Annotated in this window: 16 protein-coding genes and 2 pseudogenes; 8 read left to right on the top strand and 10 right to left on the bottom strand. The window is 67.2% G+C overall.

Annotated features, from left to right (window positions below; translation table 11 throughout):
- Nucleotides 1-21: 21 nt before the first annotated feature.
- The 3 genes from dusB to GAA2_RS18975 form a co-directional block, all read right to left on the bottom strand.
- Nucleotides 22-1,149: a tRNA dihydrouridine synthase DusB gene (dusB, locus tag GAA2_RS18985; RefSeq protein WP_255219194.1), complete on the bottom strand. Its 1,128-nt coding sequence runs from the start codon at nt 1,147-1,149 to the stop codon at nt 22-24.
- Nucleotides 1,150-1,223: 74 nt separating this feature from the next.
- Nucleotides 1,224-2,216: an acyl-ACP desaturase gene (locus tag GAA2_RS18980; protein WP_006436963.1), complete on the bottom strand. Its 993-nt coding sequence runs from the start codon at nt 2,214-2,216 to the stop codon at nt 1,224-1,226.
- 335 nt (nt 2,217-2,551) lie between these two features.
- Nucleotides 2,552-3,106: a nuclear transport factor 2 family protein gene (locus GAA2_RS18975; protein ID WP_006436962.1), complete on the bottom strand. Its 555-nt coding sequence runs from the start codon at nt 3,104-3,106 to the stop codon at nt 2,552-2,554.
- 119 nt (nt 3,107-3,225) lie between these two features.
- Here GAA2_RS18975 and GAA2_RS18970 point away from each other — a divergent pair, with 119 nt between their 5' ends.
- From GAA2_RS18970 to GAA2_RS18960, 3 genes and pseudogenes are all read left to right on the top strand, one after another.
- Nucleotides 3,226-5,118, top strand: a complete 1,893-nt coding sequence (locus GAA2_RS18970) for a serine/threonine-protein kinase (RefSeq protein WP_096275013.1) — start codon at nt 3,226-3,228, stop codon at nt 5,116-5,118.
- A complete protein-coding gene (locus tag GAA2_RS18965) occupies nt 5,118-5,954 on the top strand; it encodes a fibronectin type III domain-containing protein (RefSeq protein WP_096274622.1) in 837 nt (278 codons plus the stop codon). Before GAA2_RS18970 ends, GAA2_RS18965 begins: the two co-directional genes overlap by 1 nt.
- Nucleotides 5,955-6,078: 124 nt before the next feature.
- Nucleotides 6,079-7,478, top strand: a pseudogene (locus GAA2_RS18960) (WS/DGAT/MGAT family O-acyltransferase).
- Nucleotides 7,479-7,509: 31 nt separating this feature from the next.
- Here GAA2_RS18960 and GAA2_RS18955 read toward each other — a convergent pair.
- From GAA2_RS18955 to GAA2_RS18935, 5 genes are all read right to left on the bottom strand, one after another.
- Nucleotides 7,510-9,546, bottom strand: coding sequence for an NAD(+) synthase (locus GAA2_RS18955; RefSeq protein ID WP_159405212.1), 2,037 nt, complete (start codon nt 9,544-9,546; stop codon nt 7,510-7,512).
- A gap of 48 nt (nt 9,547-9,594) precedes the next feature.
- Nucleotides 9,595-10,614, bottom strand: coding sequence for an IS481 family transposase (locus GAA2_RS18950; protein WP_159405211.1), 1,020 nt, complete (start codon nt 10,612-10,614; stop codon nt 9,595-9,597).
- A gap of 114 nt (nt 10,615-10,728) precedes the next feature.
- Nucleotides 10,729-11,553: an ammonia-dependent NAD(+) synthetase gene (gene nadE / locus GAA2_RS18945; protein WP_159404980.1), complete on the bottom strand. Its 825-nt coding sequence runs from the start codon at nt 11,551-11,553 to the stop codon at nt 10,729-10,731.
- A 43-nt stretch (nt 11,554-11,596) separates the two neighbouring features.
- Nucleotides 11,597-12,091, bottom strand: coding sequence for a SixA phosphatase family protein (locus GAA2_RS18940; RefSeq protein WP_006436956.1), 495 nt, complete (start codon nt 12,089-12,091; stop codon nt 11,597-11,599).
- Nucleotides 12,088-12,375, bottom strand: coding sequence for a hypothetical protein (locus tag GAA2_RS18935; RefSeq protein WP_006436955.1), 288 nt, complete (start codon nt 12,373-12,375; stop codon nt 12,088-12,090). Before GAA2_RS18935 ends, GAA2_RS18940 begins: the two co-directional genes overlap by 4 nt.
- Nucleotides 12,376-12,490: 115 nt before the next feature.
- Between GAA2_RS18935 and GAA2_RS18930 the strand changes: the two genes are divergently transcribed.
- Nucleotides 12,491-13,363, top strand: a complete 873-nt coding sequence (locus GAA2_RS18930; protein WP_006436954.1) for a DMT family transporter — start codon at nt 12,491-12,493, stop codon at nt 13,361-13,363.
- A 29-nt stretch (nt 13,364-13,392) separates the two neighbouring features.
- Here GAA2_RS18930 and GAA2_RS18925 read toward each other — a convergent pair whose 3' ends face one another.
- Entirely contained in the window at nt 13,393-13,836 is a 444-nt protein-coding gene (locus tag GAA2_RS18925) for a flavodoxin domain-containing protein (RefSeq protein WP_006436953.1), read from the bottom strand.
- 269 nt (nt 13,837-14,105) lie between these two features.
- Between GAA2_RS18925 and GAA2_RS18920 the strand changes: the two genes are divergently transcribed.
- From GAA2_RS18920 to GAA2_RS18905, 4 genes are all read left to right on the top strand, one after another.
- Complete coding sequence (locus GAA2_RS18920) at nt 14,106-15,638, top strand: CoA-acylating methylmalonate-semialdehyde dehydrogenase (protein ID WP_096275012.1); 1,533 nt, start codon at nt 14,106-14,108, stop codon at nt 15,636-15,638.
- An 11-nt stretch (nt 15,639-15,649) separates the two neighbouring features.
- Complete coding sequence (locus GAA2_RS18915) at nt 15,650-16,825, top strand: acyl-CoA dehydrogenase family protein (RefSeq protein WP_006436951.1); 1,176 nt, start codon at nt 15,650-15,652, stop codon at nt 16,823-16,825.
- Nucleotides 16,826-16,883: 58 nt separating this feature from the next.
- The gene (gene mmsB / locus GAA2_RS18910; RefSeq protein ID WP_006436950.1) at nt 16,884-17,753 is read left to right on the top strand and encodes a 3-hydroxyisobutyrate dehydrogenase; all 870 of its coding nucleotides are present in this window, start codon (nt 16,884-16,886) and stop codon (nt 17,751-17,753) included.
- A 132-nt stretch (nt 17,754-17,885) separates the two neighbouring features.
- Nucleotides 17,886-18,758, top strand: coding sequence for a type IV toxin-antitoxin system AbiEi family antitoxin domain-containing protein (locus tag GAA2_RS18905; RefSeq protein ID WP_006436949.1), 873 nt, complete (start codon nt 17,886-17,888; stop codon nt 18,756-18,758).
- A gap of 52 nt (nt 18,759-18,810) precedes the next feature.
- Here GAA2_RS18905 and GAA2_RS18900 read toward each other — a convergent pair.
- Nucleotides 18,811-19,315, bottom strand: a pseudogene (locus GAA2_RS18900) (MarR family transcriptional regulator).
- Nucleotides 19,316-20,120 lie beyond the last annotated feature (805 nt).

The raw sequence follows: 20,120 nt of genomic DNA, 5'->3' as shown, positions 1-20,120 counted from the left end.
TGACGGTTTTCGCAGAACGTGTCAGCCGCCGGAGTGCATGATCTCCGCACCGGCGGGCACGACGTCCTCGTCGGGATCGTCGAGCCAGCCGTCGGGCAGGGCGACCTTCGCCGGCGAACCCTGGCGGCCGCGCGGGCCATGACCGTCACTCGGGAACGGTGCGTCGGCAGGCAGTTCGGACAGCAGTTCGCGCAGCTCGTCGACGCTGCCGACGAGCGCCATCCGCCGACGGATCTCCGAGCCGGCCGGGAATCCCCGCAGGTACCACGCCACATGTTTGCGGATCTCGCGGCAGCCCTTCATCTCGCCGTGGTGGTCGACGAGGAGCTGGCAGTGCCGGACCATGATCTCGGCGACCTCGCCCAGGTTCGGGGGACTGGGTGCCTCGAATCCGTTGAGTTCGGCGGCGAGTTCGGCGAACAACCAGGGGCGTCCGAGGCAGCCGCGGCCGACGACGACTCCGTCACACCCGGTCCGGTTCATCATCGCCACCGCGTCCGCTGGTTCGAAGATGTCGCCGTTGCCCAGCACCGGCACCGAGGTGACGTGCTCCTTGAGGCGGGCGATCTCATCCCAGTCGGCTTCGCCGGAATAGCGCTGCGACGCGGTCCGGGCGTGCAGGGCGACCGCGGCGGCACCCTCCTCGGCGGCGATGCGCCCCGCGTCGAGATGCGTGCGGTGGTCGTCGTCGATGCCGATGCGGAACTTGACCGTGACCGGGATGTCGGTGCCCTCGGTCGCACGGACGGCGGCCGCGACGATCTTGCGGAACAGCGTCCGCTTGTAGGGGATGGCCGAGCCACCGCCCTTGCGCGTCACCTTGGGTACCGGGCAGCCGAAGTTCATGTCGATGTGATCGGCGAGGTTCTCGTCGACGATCATCTTCGCCGCCTGGTACGTGTACTCCGGGTCAACGGTGTACAGCTGCATCGATCGCGGACTCTCGTCGGGTCCGAAGGTCGTCATGTGCATCGTGACCGGATGACGTTCGACGAGGGCGCGGGCGGTCACCATCTCGCAGACGTACAGACCGGAGACGGTCCCGGTGCGGGCGAGCTCGAGTTCGCGGCACAGCGTGCGGAATGCGACGTTGGTGACACCCGCCATCGGCGCGAGGACGACGGGGCTCGCCAGCTCGATGGAGCCGATGCGGAGCTTGGCCGGGGACGCAGAACCGGCGCCTTCGGAGGTCGAAGGCGCCGGGCTGCTGGAGAGGGTCGTGCTCAGGATGCCCGCTGCTCCCGCTTCTTGGCCTCGCGGGCGAGCGAACGGTCGCGCATCTCCTCGAAGCGGATGGTGTCCTTCTCGAGCTGCTCGAGGAAGGCGGCGAGCTCCTCACGGGTCTTCTCGCCCTCGGCGGTGAAGTCGTCGCGCTCGAAGACGTTCCACTTGCGCAGAACCGGCATGACGACCTCTTCGAGGTGCTGGCGAAGGTCGTAGATGCCGTGCTTGGCCATCAGGACGCCGTGGCGGCGGAAGTTCGGCATTCCGGCGCCGGGCATCTGGAAGTTGGTCACGATGTCGGTGACCGCGCGCAGCGTCTGGTCGGGGGAGATGTCGAAGCCCGCACCGCAGATGTTGCGGTAGAAGATCATGTGCAGGTTCTCGTCGGCCGCGATGCGCTGCAGCATCTTGTCCGCGATCGGGTCCTTGCAGGCCTTGCCGGTGTTGCGGTGGCTGACGCGGGTCGCGAGTTCCTGGAAGGTCACGTATGCGACCGAGTGCAGCAGGCCGAGTTCGTCGGCGTGCTCCTCGAGTTCGTCGACGCGACCGGCGGTCGCCAGCATCGGGTCGTAGCCGTTCGTCATGTGGATCATCCGCGCCTCTTCGAGGGCGACCGGATCGACACCGCGGGTGACGACGAGGTAGTCGCGCATGACGATGCCGTGGCGGTTCTCCTCGGCGGTCCAGCGACCGACCCAGTGGCCCCAGGCGGAGTCCATCGAGAAGTTGTCGGCGATGACGCGGTGGTACGATGGGAGGTTGTCCTCGGTCAGCAGGTTGGTGATCATCGCGGCCTTGGCGACCTCGTCGAGCTGCGACTGCTCGGGGTCGTAGTCGACGCCGCCGAGCGCCGCGAAGTTGCGACCCTCGTCCCACGGGACATAGTCGTGCGGGTTCCAGTCCTTGGCGGTCTTGAGGTGACGGTTGACGTTCTCCTCGGCAACCGGGGCGAGTTCCTTGAGAAGCTCGAGTTGCGTCAGCTCGCGTGCCATATAGATGTCCTCCGAAGGGTGTCCGCGTATGTCGTACGTGTGTCGTCTTTTCTTGCCTCGCGACGGTGCCGCGAGTGGGATAGCGGCGTCGTCGTGGGCGGGTCACGCCCACCCGGGCGGACCTTGGGTGGTCTCGGACGCGCGACTGCGCAGCCCTCCTCCACTGGTCAAAGCCCTAGCCTACGGCACTTGCGATCGGGTCCCAAGTCCGTCTGTGACACTGTCGTGTCCGTATGGTGCCGACGTTACGACCGTGCACGGTGGTGTCGGTCACGGTTGTCCTGGGCGATCGGTTCGGTCGCCTCGTCGCAGGTCGGCGGGGATTTTTCCCGGCGTCAGCCCTTCTTGTGGGACCGGGCGAAGAAGGCGCCGCTGGTCTCCATCCACGTGGCGGCGGGCTCATCGAGATTGCCGTGTTCGCGGGCTTTCTCACACCACCGCATCGCTGCCCGGCCGAACTCCATCGGGTTGTAGACATCCTCCTCGCGGCTCCACAGACCGTCGCCCGCATAGGTGAGGATGGTGATGTTCGTGGCGGTGATGAGGCTCTGGTCCCCCGGATCGCGCATCGGGTTGTCGACCTCGCAGATCACCCGACCGGTCGGGGCGTCGACCACGTGCCACAGCGACGGGAAGCCCGTCATGTGACTTCCGGGGAAGGCGGTCATCGTGCGCCAGGCCCAGGCGCGGATCTCCTCGCGGCCGCGCAGCGTCCCCAGCGCGTGCTCGACGAAGTCGGCGTCCTCGGTGAACATGTCGGCGTAGCGGTCCCAGTCACCGCTGACCGCGACCTCGGCGACCGTGCGCTGGAATTCGGCGAACGCCTCGTCGAGTTCGGTCGCGCTGAAGGCCCCGCCCGGGGCGTCGGGAAGTTTCTCGGTGGATTCCATCGACGCCGATCGTAGGGTTCGGACGGTGTACCCGGCCGGGGTTTGGTGACACTCGGTAGCATTCGGTGCCTATGCATCCGCCCGAAGCCGCGGGTGCACGGGGTATCGGTGAGGACGTCATGTACCAGGTAGGGGACCTGATCGCGGGGTACCGCGTCCTTGACGTGCTCGGACGCGGTGGCATGGGCGACGTCTACAAGGCGGCCCACCCGCGGCTGCCGCGGTCGGATGCACTCAAGGTCCTGCGGTCGGGACACGCCACCGATCCGGTGTTCCGCGCCCGGTTCGAGCGGGAGGCGGACATCGTCGCGCCGCTACACCACCCCAATGTCGTCACCGTCTACGACCGGGGGGTCTTCGAGGGTCAGCTCTGGATCGCGATGGAGTACGTGCCCGGTGTCGACGTCGCGCGGATGCTCGCGGCCGACGCGCCCCTCGACCCTCGGCTGGCGTGCACGATCGTCCGCGGCGTGGCCGCCGGGCTCGACGCCGCGCACCGTCGCGGGATCATGCACCGCGACATCAAACCGGCGAACATCCTCGTCACCCCGGGTCTCGGCGGCGACCGTCCCGGAAACACCGGCTCCCTCACACCCGAGGCCGTCAAGGTCACCGACTTCGGCATCGCGCAGGTGCTCGACGAGGTGACGAACCTGACCGGGACCGGCATCACGATCGGGACGATGCATTACGCGTCGCCCGAGCAGATCGAGGGCCGACGCGTCGACCCCCGTAGCGACATCTATTCGCTCGGCGCCACCGCCTTCGAACTCCTCACCGGCGCACCGCCTTTCGATGCGACGTCGCTGCACGGCCTGATGACCGCGCACATGTACCACGAGCCGCCGCCGGCGAGCAGTCGCAATGGGGCGCTCCCGGCCGCGGTCGACGCGGTCCTCGCTCGGGCGATGGCCAAGAACCCAGACGACAGGTACCCGACCGCCGGCGAGTTCGCCGACGCCCTGCACGATGCCTTCGACACCCGTCAGACCCTCGTCGGGCCGCGTATGCAGCCGGATCCCCATGCGTCTCCGGGTTCTTCGGGGTCGGCTCCGGGCATGCCTGCCGCCGGAGATCCGACTTCATCTGCGGCGTACCGTGATCGGGCGACCGATCCGACCGCCCGGGAGCGGCTGGGGCCGCCGATGGTCTCGACCGAGACCCTGCACGGATGGGAGCCCACACATGCCGCGGAACCGGCCCGGCCCGTCCGGCGTGGAGGTGGCGCCACGGTCGTCGCGATCGGGGCGGCGGTCGCGCTGATCGCCGGAATCCTCGGCGCCGGTGCCGGATTCGTGAGCACCTCGGCGGGGACACTGGAGACCCCGAACGCACCCGACGCCGAGGTGACGACGACCGCCGTCGAACTGTCCTGGGGTCACGTCGACGACGCGACCGACTACGTCGTCACCCAGAACCACGAGGTCATCTACTCCGGTCCCGATACGAAATTCACCGCACCGCGCCCGATTCCGGGTACGTACACCTACCAGGTCGCTGCGCAGGACGAGGACGGCCGGACCTCGGAGTTCTCCCGCAACTCAGAGGCTGTCGACGTCTTCATGACCTGGGGCGAACTTCAACCCATCGCCGACCTCTACCACGACCTCGTGCCGGCATCTCCGTTGAGCACCAACGGTTTCGACGGCATGCGGTGCTGGGGCGAGGACGGCGACCTCGCGTTCGAGTCCTCCAAGCGCACCGTGTGGTGCACCCGTTACCGCGACGACGAGGCGAAGAATGCGGACTACCAGGTGATCGTCGACGTGTACGACACACCCGAGGAGGCGCGGGCGGCGGCGGACGTGACCGCCTACAATCTGCGCGGCACCGGTTACACAACGGCGCAGGGTTTCACGGGGACGCTGTACCTCTCGGACAAGCAGCGTGATCAGGGGCAGGCCATCCTCGCCCATGACACCGGCGACCGCGCCAAGTCGGTCGTGTGGGTCGTGGTGCCCGGCAAACCGGCTGCCGCTGCGGCCGATCTGCTGAAGAGGCTGCCGATCTGATGGCACAACCTGTGACCACCCCACCCGCGGGCCCGCCCACCACCCCGCCGAACTCACCGACCGTGCGGCCGTGGACGATCGCGGCGATCGTCGTCGCCGCGGTGCTGCTCGCCGTCGGCTCCTTCTTCTCGGTACGTGCGCTCACCAGCGTCGACGTGCCGGATGCACCGACCGGCCTGAAACTCGACGCCGGAACCGGACGCCTCGTCGCGACCTGGGATGCGGTGCCGGGTGCGACGGGCTATCAGCTCGTCCGCGACGACGGGATAGTCGTGTACCGCGGTACGGAGACCGAGGTCGTCGACGCCTCGGTGCCCGCAGGCGAACACACCTACCGGGTGGCCGCGCTGGACGGCGACACCGTCTCGCCGCCGAGCCCGTCGCAGTCCGTACGCACTGGCGCGACCTGGGGGGTCTTCGCGCCGCTCGTGGCGCAGTTCCCCGAGCTCCTCCCACAGACCCCGGACACCGCCGCGAGATGGGGCAACGCCGAGTGCGTCCGTAGGTACGCCGGCGGCCGCGACGAGGTCGGCCCGTCGGAGACCGGAAACGGCAAGGTGCGCACCGTGTTCGTGGTGCGATGCGCCGCGGGGGCGGTCGACCGCCCGTTCGGCGTGTTCTGGTTCGCCTCCAAGGACGCCCTCAACGCCGAGTACTCCCGCTCGTCGGCGACCTCGCGGCCGGTGCGGTGGAAGCACGGCACCGGCCTCATCGACGAGAACGGTCGCGGCGTCTTCAAGATCACCGACGACCCGGCTCGGGAACTGGCGATGATCGTGGTGCTGGAGACCCCGGCCCAGAACGTCCTCCAGATGGTCGATTCGATGCCGATCTGAGTCCTGTCCGGGCGGTGGAGGACAACCTGGTCGATCGACTGGGACGAACACGCTTCCGGAGTCTCCGGCGTGCGGCATGATGGCGTGGGGGCTTTCGGGTGCGGGGAGACGAGAGGTTGATGTCATGCAGCGGTTGAGTGGTTTGGACGCTTCGTTCCTCTACCTGGAGACCCGGAGCCAGCTGATGCACGTCATCGGTCTCGTGGAGATCGATCCGAGCACCATGCCCGGCGGGTACAACTTCGACAGGCTGCGCGAGGAGATGGAGCGGCGCGTCGCCGCGATCCCGGCCTTCCGCCGAAAGCTCGACAACTCGATCTTCAACATCGACCACCCGGTGTGGATCGAGGACGAGGACTTCGACATCCAGCGTCACGTCCATCGCGTGGCGGTGCCCGCGCCGGGCGGTGCGGGTGAGGTCGCCGAACTGTGCGGTCATCTCGCCGGCCAGACCCTCGACCGGGGCAAGCCCCTCTGGGAACTGTGGATCATCGAAGGGCTCTCCAACGGCCGCATTTGCGCGATGCTGCGTATGCACCACGCCGGCACCGACGGTGTCACCAGCGCCGAGATGCTCGCCCAGATGTGCACTCTCACACCGGACCCACCCGAACTCGACTCGTCGAAGGTCCACGAATCGGCGGGCCCGCCGTCGCGCGCAACGATCGCCGCGACCGGGGCGATCAACTACTTCGCCAGCGCCCGCAGGCGATGGCGAAACTGTTGCCGCGGACGGTCAGCGTCCCGGTCGGCTGGCTGCGCCGGGCTCAACGGCAGTCCGCCATGCCCGCACCGTTCATGGCGCCCCGGACCCGGTTCAACTCGGCGATCACGCCCCACCGCAGCATCGGCCTCAGCCAACTGTCGCTCGACGACGTCAAGCGCGTGAAGAACCACTTCGGGGTGAAGCTCAACGACGTCGTGCTGGCGCTGGTCGGCGGTGCGATGCGCACCTACCTACTCGAACACGACGAGCTGCCCGACAGGCCGCTCGTCGGGATGGTGCCGGTGTCCGTCCACGGTGCCGACGAGTCCGACCTCGTGGTCGAGGGCACCAACAAGGTGACGGGAATGTTCACCCAGTTGTCCACTGACGTCGAGGATCCGGTGGAGCGACTCGAGAAGCAGGCGGAGTTCAGCCGAAAGTCGAAGGAACACCACGCCGAGATCGACGCCAACATCCTGCGGTCCTGGGCTCAGTTCGCACCGGGGGTCACACTGTCGACGGCGATGAAGTTCTACGGCAACCGGAAGCTTGCCTCGGCGCATCCGCCGATCTTCAACGTCCTCGTGTCCAACGTGGCCGGCCCCGATTTCCCGCTCTACTTCCTCGGTTCACGCGTCACCGCCGTCTACCCGCTCGGGCCGATCTTCCACGGACTCGGACTGAACATCACGGTGTTCTCCGCCGACGGACACCTCAACATCGGCATCCTGGCGTGCACCGACCAGACCCCCGACCCGTGGGAGATCGCCAACGCCTTCGACGATCAGCTCAAACAGCTGCTCGCCGCCTGCGACTGAGCCGCGCCGCGCGCGGCGTGACCGGTGGGCGCTACACCCGGTCCGATCCGCCCGCCAGCTGGTCGAGCCAGACCCGCGCCGACGCATCGGACGGCGAACGCCAGTCGCCGCGCGGTGACAGCGAACCGCCCGAACCGATCTTGGGGCCGTTGGGCATGGCGGTGCGTTTGAACTGGTTGCCCATGAAGCGCTTCAGGAAGATCCCGAGCCAGTGCTCGATGGTCGCGGTGTCGTACTCGTTGCGCTTGTCCTCGACCAGCAGCTCCGACCACGGGCCGCGTGAGCGGTCACCCCAGGCCTGCCGGGCGAGGTAGGCGACCTTGGTCGGCCGATACCCGAACCGGGTCACGTAGTAGAGGAAGAAGTCGTGGAGTTCGTACGGGCCGACGGTGTCCTCGGTGGACTGGATCTTCCCGTCGTCGCCGGCCGGGACGAGTTCGGGGGAGATGACGTCGTCGAGGATCTCGGCGAGCACCTCGGTGGTCTCCGCGGAATGGTGGCTGTTGCTGATCATCCACCGGATCAGGTGCTGGATGAGGGTTTTCGGCACCGAGCCGTTGACGTTGTAGTGCGACATCTGGTCGCCGACACCGTATGTGCACCACCCGAGCGCGAGTTCGGACAGGTCGCCGGTGCCGAGGACGATGGCGCCGTGGTGGTTCGCCAGCCGGAACAGATGCGACGTGCGTTCACCGGCCTGCACGTTCTCGAAGGTGACGTCGTAGACCTTCTCGCCGCGGGAGTAGGGGTGGTCGAGGTCGGCGAGCATCTGCTCGCACGACGGCCGGATGTCGATCTCCTTGCCGGTCACACCGAGTGAGTTCATCAGGATGTGAGACCGGCGCAGCGTCGCGCCGCCGGTGGCGAAACCGGGCATCGTGTAACCCAGGATGTTGGTGCGGGGCAGGCCGAGTCGGTCGAAGGTGTCGACCGCGACGAGCAGTGCGAGAGTCGAGTCGAGTCCGCCGGAGACGCCGATGACGATCTTGTCGATGCCCGTCGAGCGCAACCGCTGGGCCAGACCCTGCACCTGGATGTGCCGGACCTCGGCACAGCGCTCGTCGAGATCGGCGGAATCCGTCGGGACATAAGGAAATCGGGGCACGACCCGGCGCAGCACATCGTCGTCGCCGTTCAGTTCGCCGAACGAGAACCCGATGCGCCGCAACGACTTCAGTTGATCGGAGTAATCGCCGGCCTGGTCGCGCAGGCTGATCATCCGCATGCGTTCCTGCCGGAGCCGGTCGAGGTCGATGTCCGCGGAGATCACCTGATCGGTGGTCGCGAACTGTTCGCTCCGGGCCAGCAGAGAGCCGTTCTCGGTGATGAGGGCGTCACCGTCCCAGGCGAGATCGGTGGTCGACTCGCCGTAACCCGCCGCGACGTAGACGTGCGCGGAGATCGTGCGCGCGGAATGGCCTGTGCAGAGGTTCTTCCGGTAGGACTCCTTGCCGATCGTGACCGGGCTGCCGGACAGATTGGCCAGCACGGTCGCGCCGCCCAGGGCCGCCCAGGTGCTCGGCGGGATCGCCACCCAGCCGTCCTCGCAGATCTCGACATGCAGTGCGAAACCGGGCAGATCGGTCGCCTCGAAGATCAGATCCGCCCCGAACGGGACCTCTTTGCCGTCGACGGTCACGGTGGTGGGCACCGCATCGCGGGCGGCCGAGAAGAATCGCTGTTCGTAGAACTCGCGGTAGTTCGGCAGATACGACTTCGGGACGATGCCGAGCACCTCGCCGTCGTGGATGACCGCCGCGCAGTTGAACAGTCCGTCGCCGACGACCATCGGCAGACCCACCACGATCAGTGGTCGGAGACCCCTACTGGCCGTGGCGATCTCGCTCAGTGCGTCGCGGCACCCGTCGATCAGCGCGTCCTGGTGGAACAGGTCGTCGATGCTGTAGCCGCAGAGCCCGAGCTCGGGGAAGACTACCAGAGCGGCGCCGTCGTCGGCGGCGCGCCGCATCAGCTCGACGGTGCGTGCGGCATTCGCGGCGGGTTCGGCGATCGTGAGGACGGGCACCGCACCCGCGACCCGAACGAAGCCGTTTGCGTAGACAGACACGTCGACAACAGTAAACCGCGGAGTGCCCGAAGATCGCGCGCCGGCTCGCTAGGTGTACTGACCTGCCAGGTTGGGTACGCGGCTGACGGGTGAGTTGCCTCGCAGTGCGGTGTGGCCGCGTTCGTGATTGTAGATGCGCAGGAACTCGGGGAAGGCCGCGACGCGTTCGGTTTCGCTGAGGTAGGGGCGGGCGTAGGCCCATTCCTCCTGCAGGGTGCGGTTGAAGCGTTCGACCTTGCCGTTGGTTTGCGGCCGGTACGGGCGGGTCCACTTGTGCGTGATCTCGTTGTCGGCCAACAACTTCCGGAACATTCGGGACCGATAACATGACCCGTTGTCGGTCATCACCCGCGCGGTGGTGACACCGATAGAGGCGAAGTGCGCCAAGGCACGGGTCATGAACGCGGTCGCGGTTTCCTTCTTCTCATCACCGAGGATCTCTGAGTAGGCGTAGCGGGAATGGTCGTCGACGGCGTGGTGGAGGAACGCGTATCCCAGGTTGGGGCGGCCGTGGACTTTGCGGGGTCGTGCGGGCTCGCGGTGGGCGCTGGAGTTGCGGCCGCCTCGGGCGCGGCCGTGGATGCGGTGTCCGCCACCGTCGGGGATTCTGCCGAGTTTCTTGATGTCGACGTGGATCAAGTCTCCGGGCGCTTGGCGTTCGTACTGACGAATCTCGCGTCTGCGGGCACGTACGGGCGCCCCTGTTGCTGGGTCGGTCCACGACAACCGCACACACTGGTACCGGGTGAGGATGCGGTGGACTGTGGACACGTTCAACCCCAGGTGGAACCCGATCCGAGCTGGTCCCCAACGGCGCGACACGCGTAACCCCACCACCCGGCGTTCCCGGCGACGGGTGGTGCGATGCGGGCATGAGCGGGGCCGGCTTGAGCGGTCAACCATCCCGGCGGGCCCGTGGTCGCGGTAGCGGTCGGCCCACCGTTTGGCCGTGGTCACCGAGACATTGAAACGGTCCGCGGCACGCCGCAGCGGCCACCCATCCTCGACAACACACCGAGCCAGACGCAGCCGGCCAGTCGGGGACAACGGTGAATTACGGTGAGACATGAAGACCTCCGGGTTGAGGAGCGGTTCTTAGACAGCTCCACACCTCACTCGGAGGTCTTCCCTATGTCACGTCGACTCGCCGAACGCGGTACCTAACGTCCCGGGTCAGTACAGCTAGGCCCGCCACCAGGAGTCGTCGAGTTCCACCGGAGTCGTGCGCTTGTGCCGGTTGCGGTGCCAGGCGGCCTCGATCTTCTCCACCGCATCGATCGGGACCTCGCGGCCTTCGAGGTAGTCGTCGATGATCTCGTAGGTCAGGCCCAGTTCGTCTTCGTCGGTCTGGCCCGCCTTCTCGTCGAGCAGGTCGGCGGTCGGGATCTTCTCCCACAGTTGCTGCGGCGCACCGAGGTGACGCAGCAGCGATCGGCCCTGACGCTTGTTCAGACCCGACAGCGGCAGGATGTCCGCGGCGCCGTCGCCGTACTTGGTGAAGAAACCGGTGACGTTCTCGGCCGCGTGGTCGGCGCCGATCACCAGCAGCCCGCGGTCGCCGGCCACGGCGTACTGCGCGACCATGCGGTGTCGTGCCTTGGCATTGCCCTTGGTGAAGTCGGTGAGCGGCGCGCCCATCGCCCCCGAGATCTCGCTGTTCAGGGCATCCACTCCCGGCGCCACGTTGACGGTCAGCGTCTCGTCGGCCGCCACGAACTCGACGGCGGCGGCGGCGTCGTGCTCGTCGTGCTGTACCCGATACGGCAGACGCATGCCCACGAACACCGCGTCGGCGCCATCGGCCCGGACACGCTCCGCCGCGATCTGGGCCAGGCGCCCGGCCAGCGTCGAGTCGACGCCGCCCGACAGGCCGAGCACATATCCCGACGCGCCGACCGCGCGGAGATAGTCGGCGAGGAAGCCCACCCGCCGCTCCACCTCGTCGGCGGGATCGATGGAGGGTCGGACCCCCAGGGCTTCGATGATGGTCCGCTGGGTCTCGCGCATACGCGCTCCTATGCTCGCTCGGGGTCGGGTCGAGCAGCCGCGGTCACTCCTCCCGAGGTATCCGCACGCCGACGAGGTGAGCGTCGGGGTCCGGCGCCATACCGAGGCGCTCCCATGGCTGCGAGACGGTGAGTACCGCATACGCGGACGTCGGAAACCGATCGATCGGACCGGCCGGATCGAGCGTCAGCGCGGTCTGTGGCATACCGGGCTCGTGTCCGACGACGAGCAGCGTGGCCGCGTCGGCCGGCGCGTGGATGCGGATGGACTCGAGCACGTCGTCGGCGTCCCCGCCGTAGATGTCCTCGACAAAGGTGACCGGCGCCCGCACGCCGGTCCGTTCGAGGGTCTGGCGGGTCCGGGTCGACGTCGAGCACAGCACCGCGTCGATGCGCAGGCCTTCGTCGCCCATCCAGCGCCCGGCGAGGGCGGCCTGCCGGTCGCCGCGTCCGGCGAGCGGGCGGTCGTGGTCGCGCGTCGCCGGAGGATAAGCCGACTTGCCGTGACGCATCAGGATCAAGGTGCGTGTGCCGCTCATGCGGTGCCGGTCCGCCGGGACTCCGCGGGATAGGCGTCCGGATCGGCGGCGATGGTGCGCAACAGGCGAACGGTCGCGCGCCACGCGGCGGCCTCCTGGCGCAGGAAGGCGGCGTGCTCGCGCTCGTCGTGCATCTCGGCCTCGTCGGCCAGCGCATCGAACTCGAGGTGTTCGTCGACGGCACAACCGATGAGTTCGTCCAGGGTCGTGCAGTCGGCGCAGGCCCGCTCGATCGCGGCTGCGTCGAGAGTGGCCAGGCGTTCCAGATCCGACCGATACCGCATGCACTCGAATGTACGTCGTCGGCGCTGGTTGTCGGGGTTGCGACACCGGGTGCATCCGCGGCCGGCAGGTGCCCGACTCGGGCGCGGGGTCCCCGACGCCCTTACCCTTGGGGACGTGCACTCCTGGGTTCCCGCGCTACTGGCGGTGCTGGCGGCGTTGATGATCGCCGCCGGCACCGTGTTGCGGCAGCGTGCGTCCCGGGTCAACGGTGCGATCACCGTCGGATGGTGGGTGGGTGCCGGGATCGCGCTCTGCGGCTTCGGCCTGCAGGCGTCCGCCCTGGGGCTCGGGTCGATCCTGCTGGTACAGCCGCTCGTCGTGCTCGCGGTGTTGTTCGCGTTGCCGCTGGAGGCCTGGGCGGACCACCGGCATCCCGCGCGCATCGAGTGGGCGTGGGGAGGGGTGCTCGTCGTCTGCGTCGCGACGTTCCTCATCGTCTCGCGACCGGAACCGTCACTCCGGCGACCGGATGCGCTCCTGCTGTGGGGCACCGTCGGGGCCGTCATCGGGATGGTCGTGGGCCTGGTGATCCTGGCGCGACGCTCCAGCCCGCACTACAAGGCGCTGTTCTACGGACTCGTCGCGGGCACGATGTTCGGGGTCTCGGCGCTGCTGGTCAAAGCGGTGATCTACCAGATGACCCACGAGTTCTGGCGCACCTTCGTCCAGCCGGAGATCTATCTGTTCGTGCTGGTGGTGGTCTGTGCGGTGGTCGCGCAGCAGCTGGGTTTCGGGGCGGGCGACCTGCAGACGTCGTTCCCGTCCATGACGGTCGCCGAACCGGCGGTCGCGATGGTGCTGGGCGTGTTGCTGCTCGGCGAGAACCTCAACGTCTCGGTGCCGACCGCGATGTTCCTCGGCATCGTGCTCGCGATCATGATCCGCGCGGTGTGTGAGCTGGCGAAGCTGTCGGCTGTCCGCGGATGGGAGCAGGCGGTGGCCACAGAGACGGCAATGCCGCCGACCGTGGGACGGCCGGCGGCATGATCAGCTCGGAGTCGACCAGTCTGTTCTGATCAGCCCTCGATGAGTTCCGCGATGCCCTCGGCCCATTCTTCGGCCTGCTTCGCGGGCTTGATCGACGACGAGTTGTCGTGGCGGGCGTGCTCGCCGACCTGGACGGCCCCACGCTTCGTCAGCATCTCGGCGATGATCTCGCCGCCGCGGTTGAAGGTGTCGTAGATCGAGTCGCCGAGCCCGAACACGGCGAAGCGCAGCCCGCCGAGATCGGGGTTGACGCTCTCGAGTTCGTCGGCGAAGGGCTCGGCACCGGTGGGGAGCTCGCCCTCGCCGTAGGTCGAGCAGACGATCACCAGGAAGTCTTCCGGGGCAAGGTCCTCGACCGCGTACTCGCTCATGTCGTAGATCGAGGGATCGTGCTGGTCGAGCGCGTCCGCGATGGCGTCCGCGACGAGCTCGCCCGTTCCGGTCTCGGTTCCGTAGAGGATGACGACCGACATTTGCAGAACTCCTCTCGACGTCGGCTTTTGGCAGCGAGGGTAACCTAACCCGCTCCTCGCTGCGAAATCGCAGGTGGGAAGGGGGTTGGAAGAAATACTTGGATGTCCTACTATGTGGTGACAGAGGCCATAACCCCGAACTCCGGAACGGGGCGCTCGCCGCCGGCTCCGACGCCGACGAGGCAGGTCCGAAAACCCCGAACAACGCGTCAGGCCCCCGGCCGAGACCCCGACCAGGCAACGCCCGAGAAGAATCAAAGGTGATCTCCGTGTCCGCTCCCGCTGTCCCTTCCATCCCGCACTTCCTGAACGGCAAGCGCGTCACCGCCGAGGGTGGCCGCTTCGCCGACGTCTTCAACCCGAGTACCGGTGCCGTGCAGGCCCAGGTGCCGCTCGCGTCGACCGACGAGGTCGCCGCCGCCATCGCCACCGCCTCGAAGGCGCAGAAGGAATGGGCGGCGTGGAACCCGCAGCGTCGTGCCCGCGTCCTCATGCGCTTCGTGGACCTGGTCAACAAGAACGCCGACGAGCTCGCGACCACACTGTCGCTCGAGCACGGCAAGACCCACTCCGATGCCCTCGGTGACATCCAGCGCGGAGTCGAGGTCATCGAGTTCGCCATCGGCATCCCGCATCTGCTGAAGGGCGAGTTCACCGAGGGTGCCGGCAACGGCATCGACGTCCACTCGGTCCGCCAGCCGCTCGGTGTGGTCGCGGGTATCACCCCGTTCAACTTCCCGGCGATGATCCCGCTCTGGAAGGCCGGCCCGGCACTCGCCTGCGGCAACGCCTTCATTCTCAAGCCCAGCGAGCGGGACCCGTCCGTGCCTGTCCGCCTGGCCGAATTGTTCACCGAGGCAGGGCTTCCCGACGGTGTCTTCCAGGTCGTCCACGGCGACAAGGAAGCCGTCGACGCGCTCCTGACCCACCCGGACGTCAAGGCTCTCGGCTTCGTCGGCAGCTCCGACATCGCGCAGTACATCTACTCGACCGCCGCTGCACACGGCAAGCGTTCGCAGTGCTTCGGCGGTGCCAAGAACCACGCCGTCGTCATGCCCGACGCGGACCTCGACCAGGCCGCCGACGCCATCATCGGCGCCGCCTATGGCAGTGCCGGCGAGCGTTGCATGGCCCTCTCCGTTGCCGTGCCGGTCGGTGAGGAGACCGCGAACCGGTTGCGCGAGAAGATGCTCGAGAAGGCCAACGCACTGCGCGTGGGCCACAGCCTCGATCCCAAGGCCGACTACGGCCCGCTGGTCACCGCCGCCGCACTCGATCGTGTCCGCGGCTACATCGCCAAGGGTGTCGAGGAAGGCGCCGAGCTCGTTCTCGACGGCCGCGAGATCGGCACGCCTGAGCAGCAGTACGGCGACGACGACATCTCCAACGGCTTCTTCATCGGACCAAGCCTGTTCGACAACGTCACCAAGGACATGAGCATCTACACCGACGAGATCTTCGGTCCGGTGCTCGTGGTGGTGCGCGCGCACGACTACGAAGAAGCCCTCGCGCTGGCCTCGGATCACGAGTACGGCAACGGTGTTGCTATCTTCACCCAGGACGGTGACGCCGCCCGCGACTTCACCGCACGCGTCGAGGTCGGCATGGTCGGCGTCAACGTGCCGATCCCGGTGCCGGTGGCCTACCACACCTTCGGTGGCTGGAAGCGTTCCGGCTTCGGCGATCTCAACCAGCACGGCCCGGCGTCGATCCAGTTCTACACCAAGACAAAGACTGTCACGACGCGCTGGCCGTCGGGCATCAAGGATGGCGCGGAGTTCGTCATCCCGACGATGGACTGAGTGCGGCCGAGATGACCACACTTGCCGAGGCCGCAGTCGCGCGGCTCGACGGTGACGAACGCGTCATCGTCGAGACCGCAGCGGCTTTCGCGGCCAAGAAACTGGCGCCCTTCGCGCTGGAATGGGATGCGTCCAACCACTTCCCGGTGCCTGAGCTCCGCGAGGCGGCCGAACTGGGGATGGGTGCCATCTACTGTTCCGAGGACGCCGGGGGCAGCGGACTCCGCCGTCTCGACGGCGTGCGGATCTTCGAGCAGTTGGCCTACGCCGATCCGGCGGTCGCATCGTTCCTGTCCATCCACAACATGTGCGCATGGATGATCGATCACTACGGCACCGACGAACAGCGCAACAAGTGGGTGCCGCGACTGGCGACGATGGAGACCATCGCGAGCTACTGCCTCACCGAACCGGGTGCCGGATCGGATGCGGCGGCACTAGCCACCCGTGCCGAGCGTGAGGGTGACGAGTACGTCCTCACCGGGGTCAAGCAGTTCATCTCCGGTGCCGGGTCGTCGGACCTGTACGTGGTGATGGCCCGCACCGGCGACGCCGGACCCAAGGGCATCTCCACCTTCCTGATCGAGAAGGACACTCCCGGACTGAGTTTCGGTGCGCAGGAACACAAGATGGGTTGGCATGCACAGCCCACCGCGCAGGTCATCCTCGACGAGGTGCGGGTCCCGGCGGCCAACCTGCTCGCCGAGACCGAGGGCATCGGGTTCGGCATCGCGATGAACGGCCTCAACGGTGGCCGTTTGAACATCGCGGCGTCCTCACTCGGTGGTGCCCAGGCGGCGTTCGACAAGGCGGCCGCCTACGTCTCGAGTCGTCGGGCGTTCGGCAACTCGCTGCTCGACGAGCCGACCATCCGGTTCACACTCGCCGACATGGCGACCTCGCTGCAGACCTCACGGTTGATGCTGTGGCACGCGGCGACCGCGCTCGACGACAACGCCCCCGACAAGGTGGAGCAGTGTGCGATGGCGAAACGCTTCGTCACCGACAGCTGCTACGACGTCGCCGACCAGGCGCTGCAGCTGCACGGCGGCTACGGGTATCTGTCCGAGTACGGAATCGAGAAAATCGTCCGCGACCTCCGTGTGCACCGCATCCTGGAGGGGACCAACGAGATCATGCGGGTCGTCCTCGGCCGTTCGATCGCGTCCCGTTACCGGGAGAGCTGACGCGAACTCGCTGCAACGCAATGGTTTTCGCAGGCAAACACTCTAGGGAGCAAAGACAATGACGACGATCGCTTTCCTCGGCCTCGGCAACATGGGTGGCCCGATGGCCGCCAATCTGGTCAAGGCCGGGCACACGGTGCACGGGTTCGATCCGGTTCCCGAGGCGGTCGAGACCGCCAAGGCCAACGGCATCGAGACGTTCCCCGCCGCCATCGAGGCCGTGGCCGCGGCCGAGGTCGTGATCACCATGCTGCCCAACGGCGGCATCGTGAAGAAGCTCTACGACGAGATCATCCCGGTCACCCCGACCGGTGCGCTCTTCATCGACTCGTCGACCATCTCGGTCGACGATGCGCGGGAGATCCACCGTCGCGCCGTCGACCACGGTTTCGCTCAGGTCGACGCACCGGTCTCCGGCGGGGTGAAGGGTGCCGTGGCCGGCACCCTGGCCTTCATGGTCGGCGGCGAGGACGAGGCCTTCTCCGCGGCGCGTGGGACCCTCGACCCGATGGCGGGGAAGATCATCCACTGCGGTGCGGCGGGTGCCGGCCAGGCGGCGAAGGTGTGCAACAACATGCTGCTCGCCGTCCAGCAGATCGCGGTCGGCGAGGCGTTCGTCCTCGCTCAGAAGCTCGGCCTCGACGAGCAGGCGCTCTACGACGTCGTCACCGGTGCCACCGGCAACTGCTGGGCCATCGAGACCAACTGCCCGGTCCCGGGCCCGGTCCCGACCTCGCCGGCGAACAACGATTTCAAGCCGGGCTTCGCCACCGCACTGATGAACAAGGACCTCGGTCTGGCGATGGACGCCGTCGCCAGCACCGGCGCCCGCGCACCGCTCGGGACCCACGCCGCACAGCTGTACCGCGGCTTCGCCGAGCAGCACGCCGACCTCGACTTCAGCGCGATCATCACCTCGCTGCACTAGGTCTCGAAGTACCTGCCTGACGGCTCCTGAAATCCCGTTGCGTTTTGTCCCGGTTACCGGGACAAAACGCAACGGGATTTCTTGCGCTCGGGGGAGGTGGAACCGCGTCGACGCGTGCTGCGTCGAAGTTCCGTGGTCGACCTCAACGAGCTCATCATTCGCCAGGACGGCGTGCTGACGACGTCGCAGGCGCACGCGGCCGGGCTGAGCCGGTCCGCGATCAGCCGACGCCGGGCAGCGGGGGACTGGACCGCGGTTGCGCCCGCTGTCTACCTGGTCTCCGGCCATCATCGTTCGGCACGGGCGCAGGCCCGGATCGCGGTGCTCTCCGTCGGCGACGACGCCGCGCTCGGTGGGATCGCGGCGTGCTGGTGGCTGAGGCTGCATCCCAGGGAGCCCGCGAAACATCTGGTGCTCACGCGACGTCGCGGGCGCCACGCGAGGTCGTCGGCGACTGCGCTGGTACGGCACCGTGACCTCGCCGACGAGGACGTCACCGTCGAAGACGACCTCCGCGTCACCAGGCCCGCGCTGTCCGTCCTCGACGCGGCAGTCGATCTCGGGATCGGCGTCCTCGACTCGGTGCTGCTCTCCGAGGACGTGACGCTCGCCGACCTCCGGGCCGCACATGGCCGATACCCCAAACGCGCCGGATCCGGAGCGGTGTCGAAGTATCTCGATCAACTCGAGGACGGGACACGCTCTGAGGCTGAACGCCTGACCGCTGGACTGTTCCGTCGTGAGGGCATCGACGGATGGACGGCCAATCTGCCGGTATGCGGGTACCTGCTCGATTTCGCGTTCACGCAGGCCAGGCTCGCCGTCGAGATCGATGGCTTTGCGTTCCACCGCGACGCCGACACATTTCAGCGGGACCGGACCAAGCGCAATGCGCTTATCGCCGACGGATGGACAGTCCTGAATTTCACGTGGGCGGACCTGACCGAACGGCCGCAGCAGGTCGTCGAGGCAGTTCGGAGTGCTCTACTGCGGGCCGCTTCGTGATGACGTTGCGTTCTGTCCCGGTTGCCGGGACAAAACGCAACACCGATCTCGGTCAGAAGTCCCCGTTGTGCTTCCGCAACGACTGGATCGCCCCGACCAGGCCGGCCATCTCGTCGTCGGTCATGCCGACGTCGGCGAAGACCTTCTCGTTGAGGGTCTTGGTGGCGTCCTCGACGGTGGAGCGGCCGAGGTCGGTGATCTCGACGAGGGTGGTGCGCCCGTCGGTCGGGTGCGGGACACGTCGGACGAGGCCGCCTTCCTCGAGGCGACGGATCGCATGGGTGACGCTCGTGACGTGAACCTGGAGACGGTCGCTGGCCTTGGGTGATGGGCAGTGCGCCCTGGCGTGAGAACGCCAGCAGCCGAAGGAGTTCGAACCGGGAGAAGCTGAGATCGAACGGTCGCAACGTGGCCTCGACGCGGGCGAGCAGGATCTGGTGCGCGCGCATCACCGAGGTCACCGCGACCATGCCGTCGGCGACGTCGCCCCACCCGGCCTGGGTCCAGTTGTCCCGTGCCTCGGTGATGGGATCGAAGTCCATGCTGCGCCCTGCCATGATCACCACCCTAATCGGCCTGCGGCGTCGCCGATCGACGGCGCGCCAACCGTCGATCACGGCGTACCTGGCCGCGACGGGGTCCGCCCGGCGGGGTAGTGGGCGGCGAGGAGCAGCAGGGCCAGTCCGTGGACCTGAGCCCTGCGCGAGCGGGATGCCTCCGCCGGGTCTGGCGCACGCGGTCGGTGCCTGCCCGGTAGAGGCCGGTTCGGCGACTGCGGCGCAACGGTCGGCACGCGGTGAACCGAACGGGGGACAGCGTGATGACCAAAGGCACCCGCCGAGTGACAAAGGTCCTACGGAGCAGCGCGGCAATGTGGTTGCCGCAGATGTACATGCGTCTGGGTCGTTGTAGTTTCCTGGAACGACACCGTCTGAATCGAGACCTTCTGTCGCGGTTGAGAATCTAAGTGGAGATTGAATATCGAAATGGTCACGGCGTCGTTAGTCAAATTATTCATACCCATTAGCTACCCAATCTAATGAGATTGACGATATGCGCACTCTGGGCGATTTGTGCTTATTAACCGTCTTCCGGTGTCGCCTGAAACCACCTCCCCGACAAACGGTTTCGGGACCGTACCCCCGGGTTTGTGAATCTGGATCCGAATCTGTTTCTGCGGCAGTGGAGATGCAGAAATCTGCGCGGATAACAGGCGGTCAGGGCAATGTCATCCGATTGGACCAATTGCCGAATGTCATCATTTCGAGACCTTGCCATCCTGGTTCATAACGGGCGGTTTGTCTTCGCGGAAATCGTTGTGGCGGAAAGTTTCGCGAGAGTAGGGTCCGTTCTTGTCGAGGG

Source organism: Gordonia ajococcus (genome assembly GCF_012974285.1).
Taxonomy (GTDB): Bacteria; Actinomycetota; Actinomycetes; order Mycobacteriales; family Mycobacteriaceae; genus Gordonia; species Gordonia amicalis.
This window is presented reverse-complemented; position numbering and strand designations above follow the sequence as displayed.

Excerpts from the sequence above, each read along its gene's own strand:
- GAA2_RS18915 (WP_006436951.1), top strand. The coding sequence starts at position 15,650 with ATGACCACACTTGCCGAGGCCGCAGTCGCGCGGCTCGACGGTGACGAA.
- mmsB (WP_006436950.1), top strand. The coding sequence starts at position 16,884 with ATGACGACGATCGCTTTCCTCGGCCTCGGCAACATGGGTGGCCCGATG.
- GAA2_RS18950 (WP_159405211.1), bottom strand. The coding sequence starts at position 10,614 with ATGTCTCACCGTAATTCACCGTTGTCCCCGACTGGCCGGCTGCGTCTG.
- GAA2_RS18965 (WP_096274622.1), top strand. The coding sequence starts at position 5,118 with ATGGCACAACCTGTGACCACCCCACCCGCGGGCCCGCCCACCACCCCG.
- GAA2_RS18940 (WP_006436956.1), bottom strand. The coding sequence starts at position 12,091 with ATGAGCGGCACACGCACCTTGATCCTGATGCGTCACGGCAAGTCGGCT.
- GAA2_RS18975 (WP_006436962.1), bottom strand. The coding sequence starts at position 3,106 with ATGGAATCCACCGAGAAACTTCCCGACGCCCCGGGCGGGGCCTTCAGC.
- GAA2_RS18980 (WP_006436963.1), bottom strand. The coding sequence starts at position 2,216 with ATGGCACGCGAGCTGACGCAACTCGAGCTTCTCAAGGAACTCGCCCCG.
- GAA2_RS18935 (WP_006436955.1), bottom strand. The coding sequence starts at position 12,375 with ATGCGGTATCGGTCGGATCTGGAACGCCTGGCCACTCTCGACGCAGCC.
- nadE (WP_159404980.1), bottom strand. The coding sequence starts at position 11,553 with ATGCGCGAGACCCAGCGGACCATCATCGAAGCCCTGGGGGTCCGACCC.
- GAA2_RS18925 (WP_006436953.1), bottom strand. The coding sequence starts at position 13,836 with ATGTCGGTCGTCATCCTCTACGGAACCGAGACCGGAACGGGCGAGCTC.
- GAA2_RS18970 (WP_096275013.1), top strand. The coding sequence starts at position 3,226 with ATGTACCAGGTAGGGGACCTGATCGCGGGGTACCGCGTCCTTGACGTG.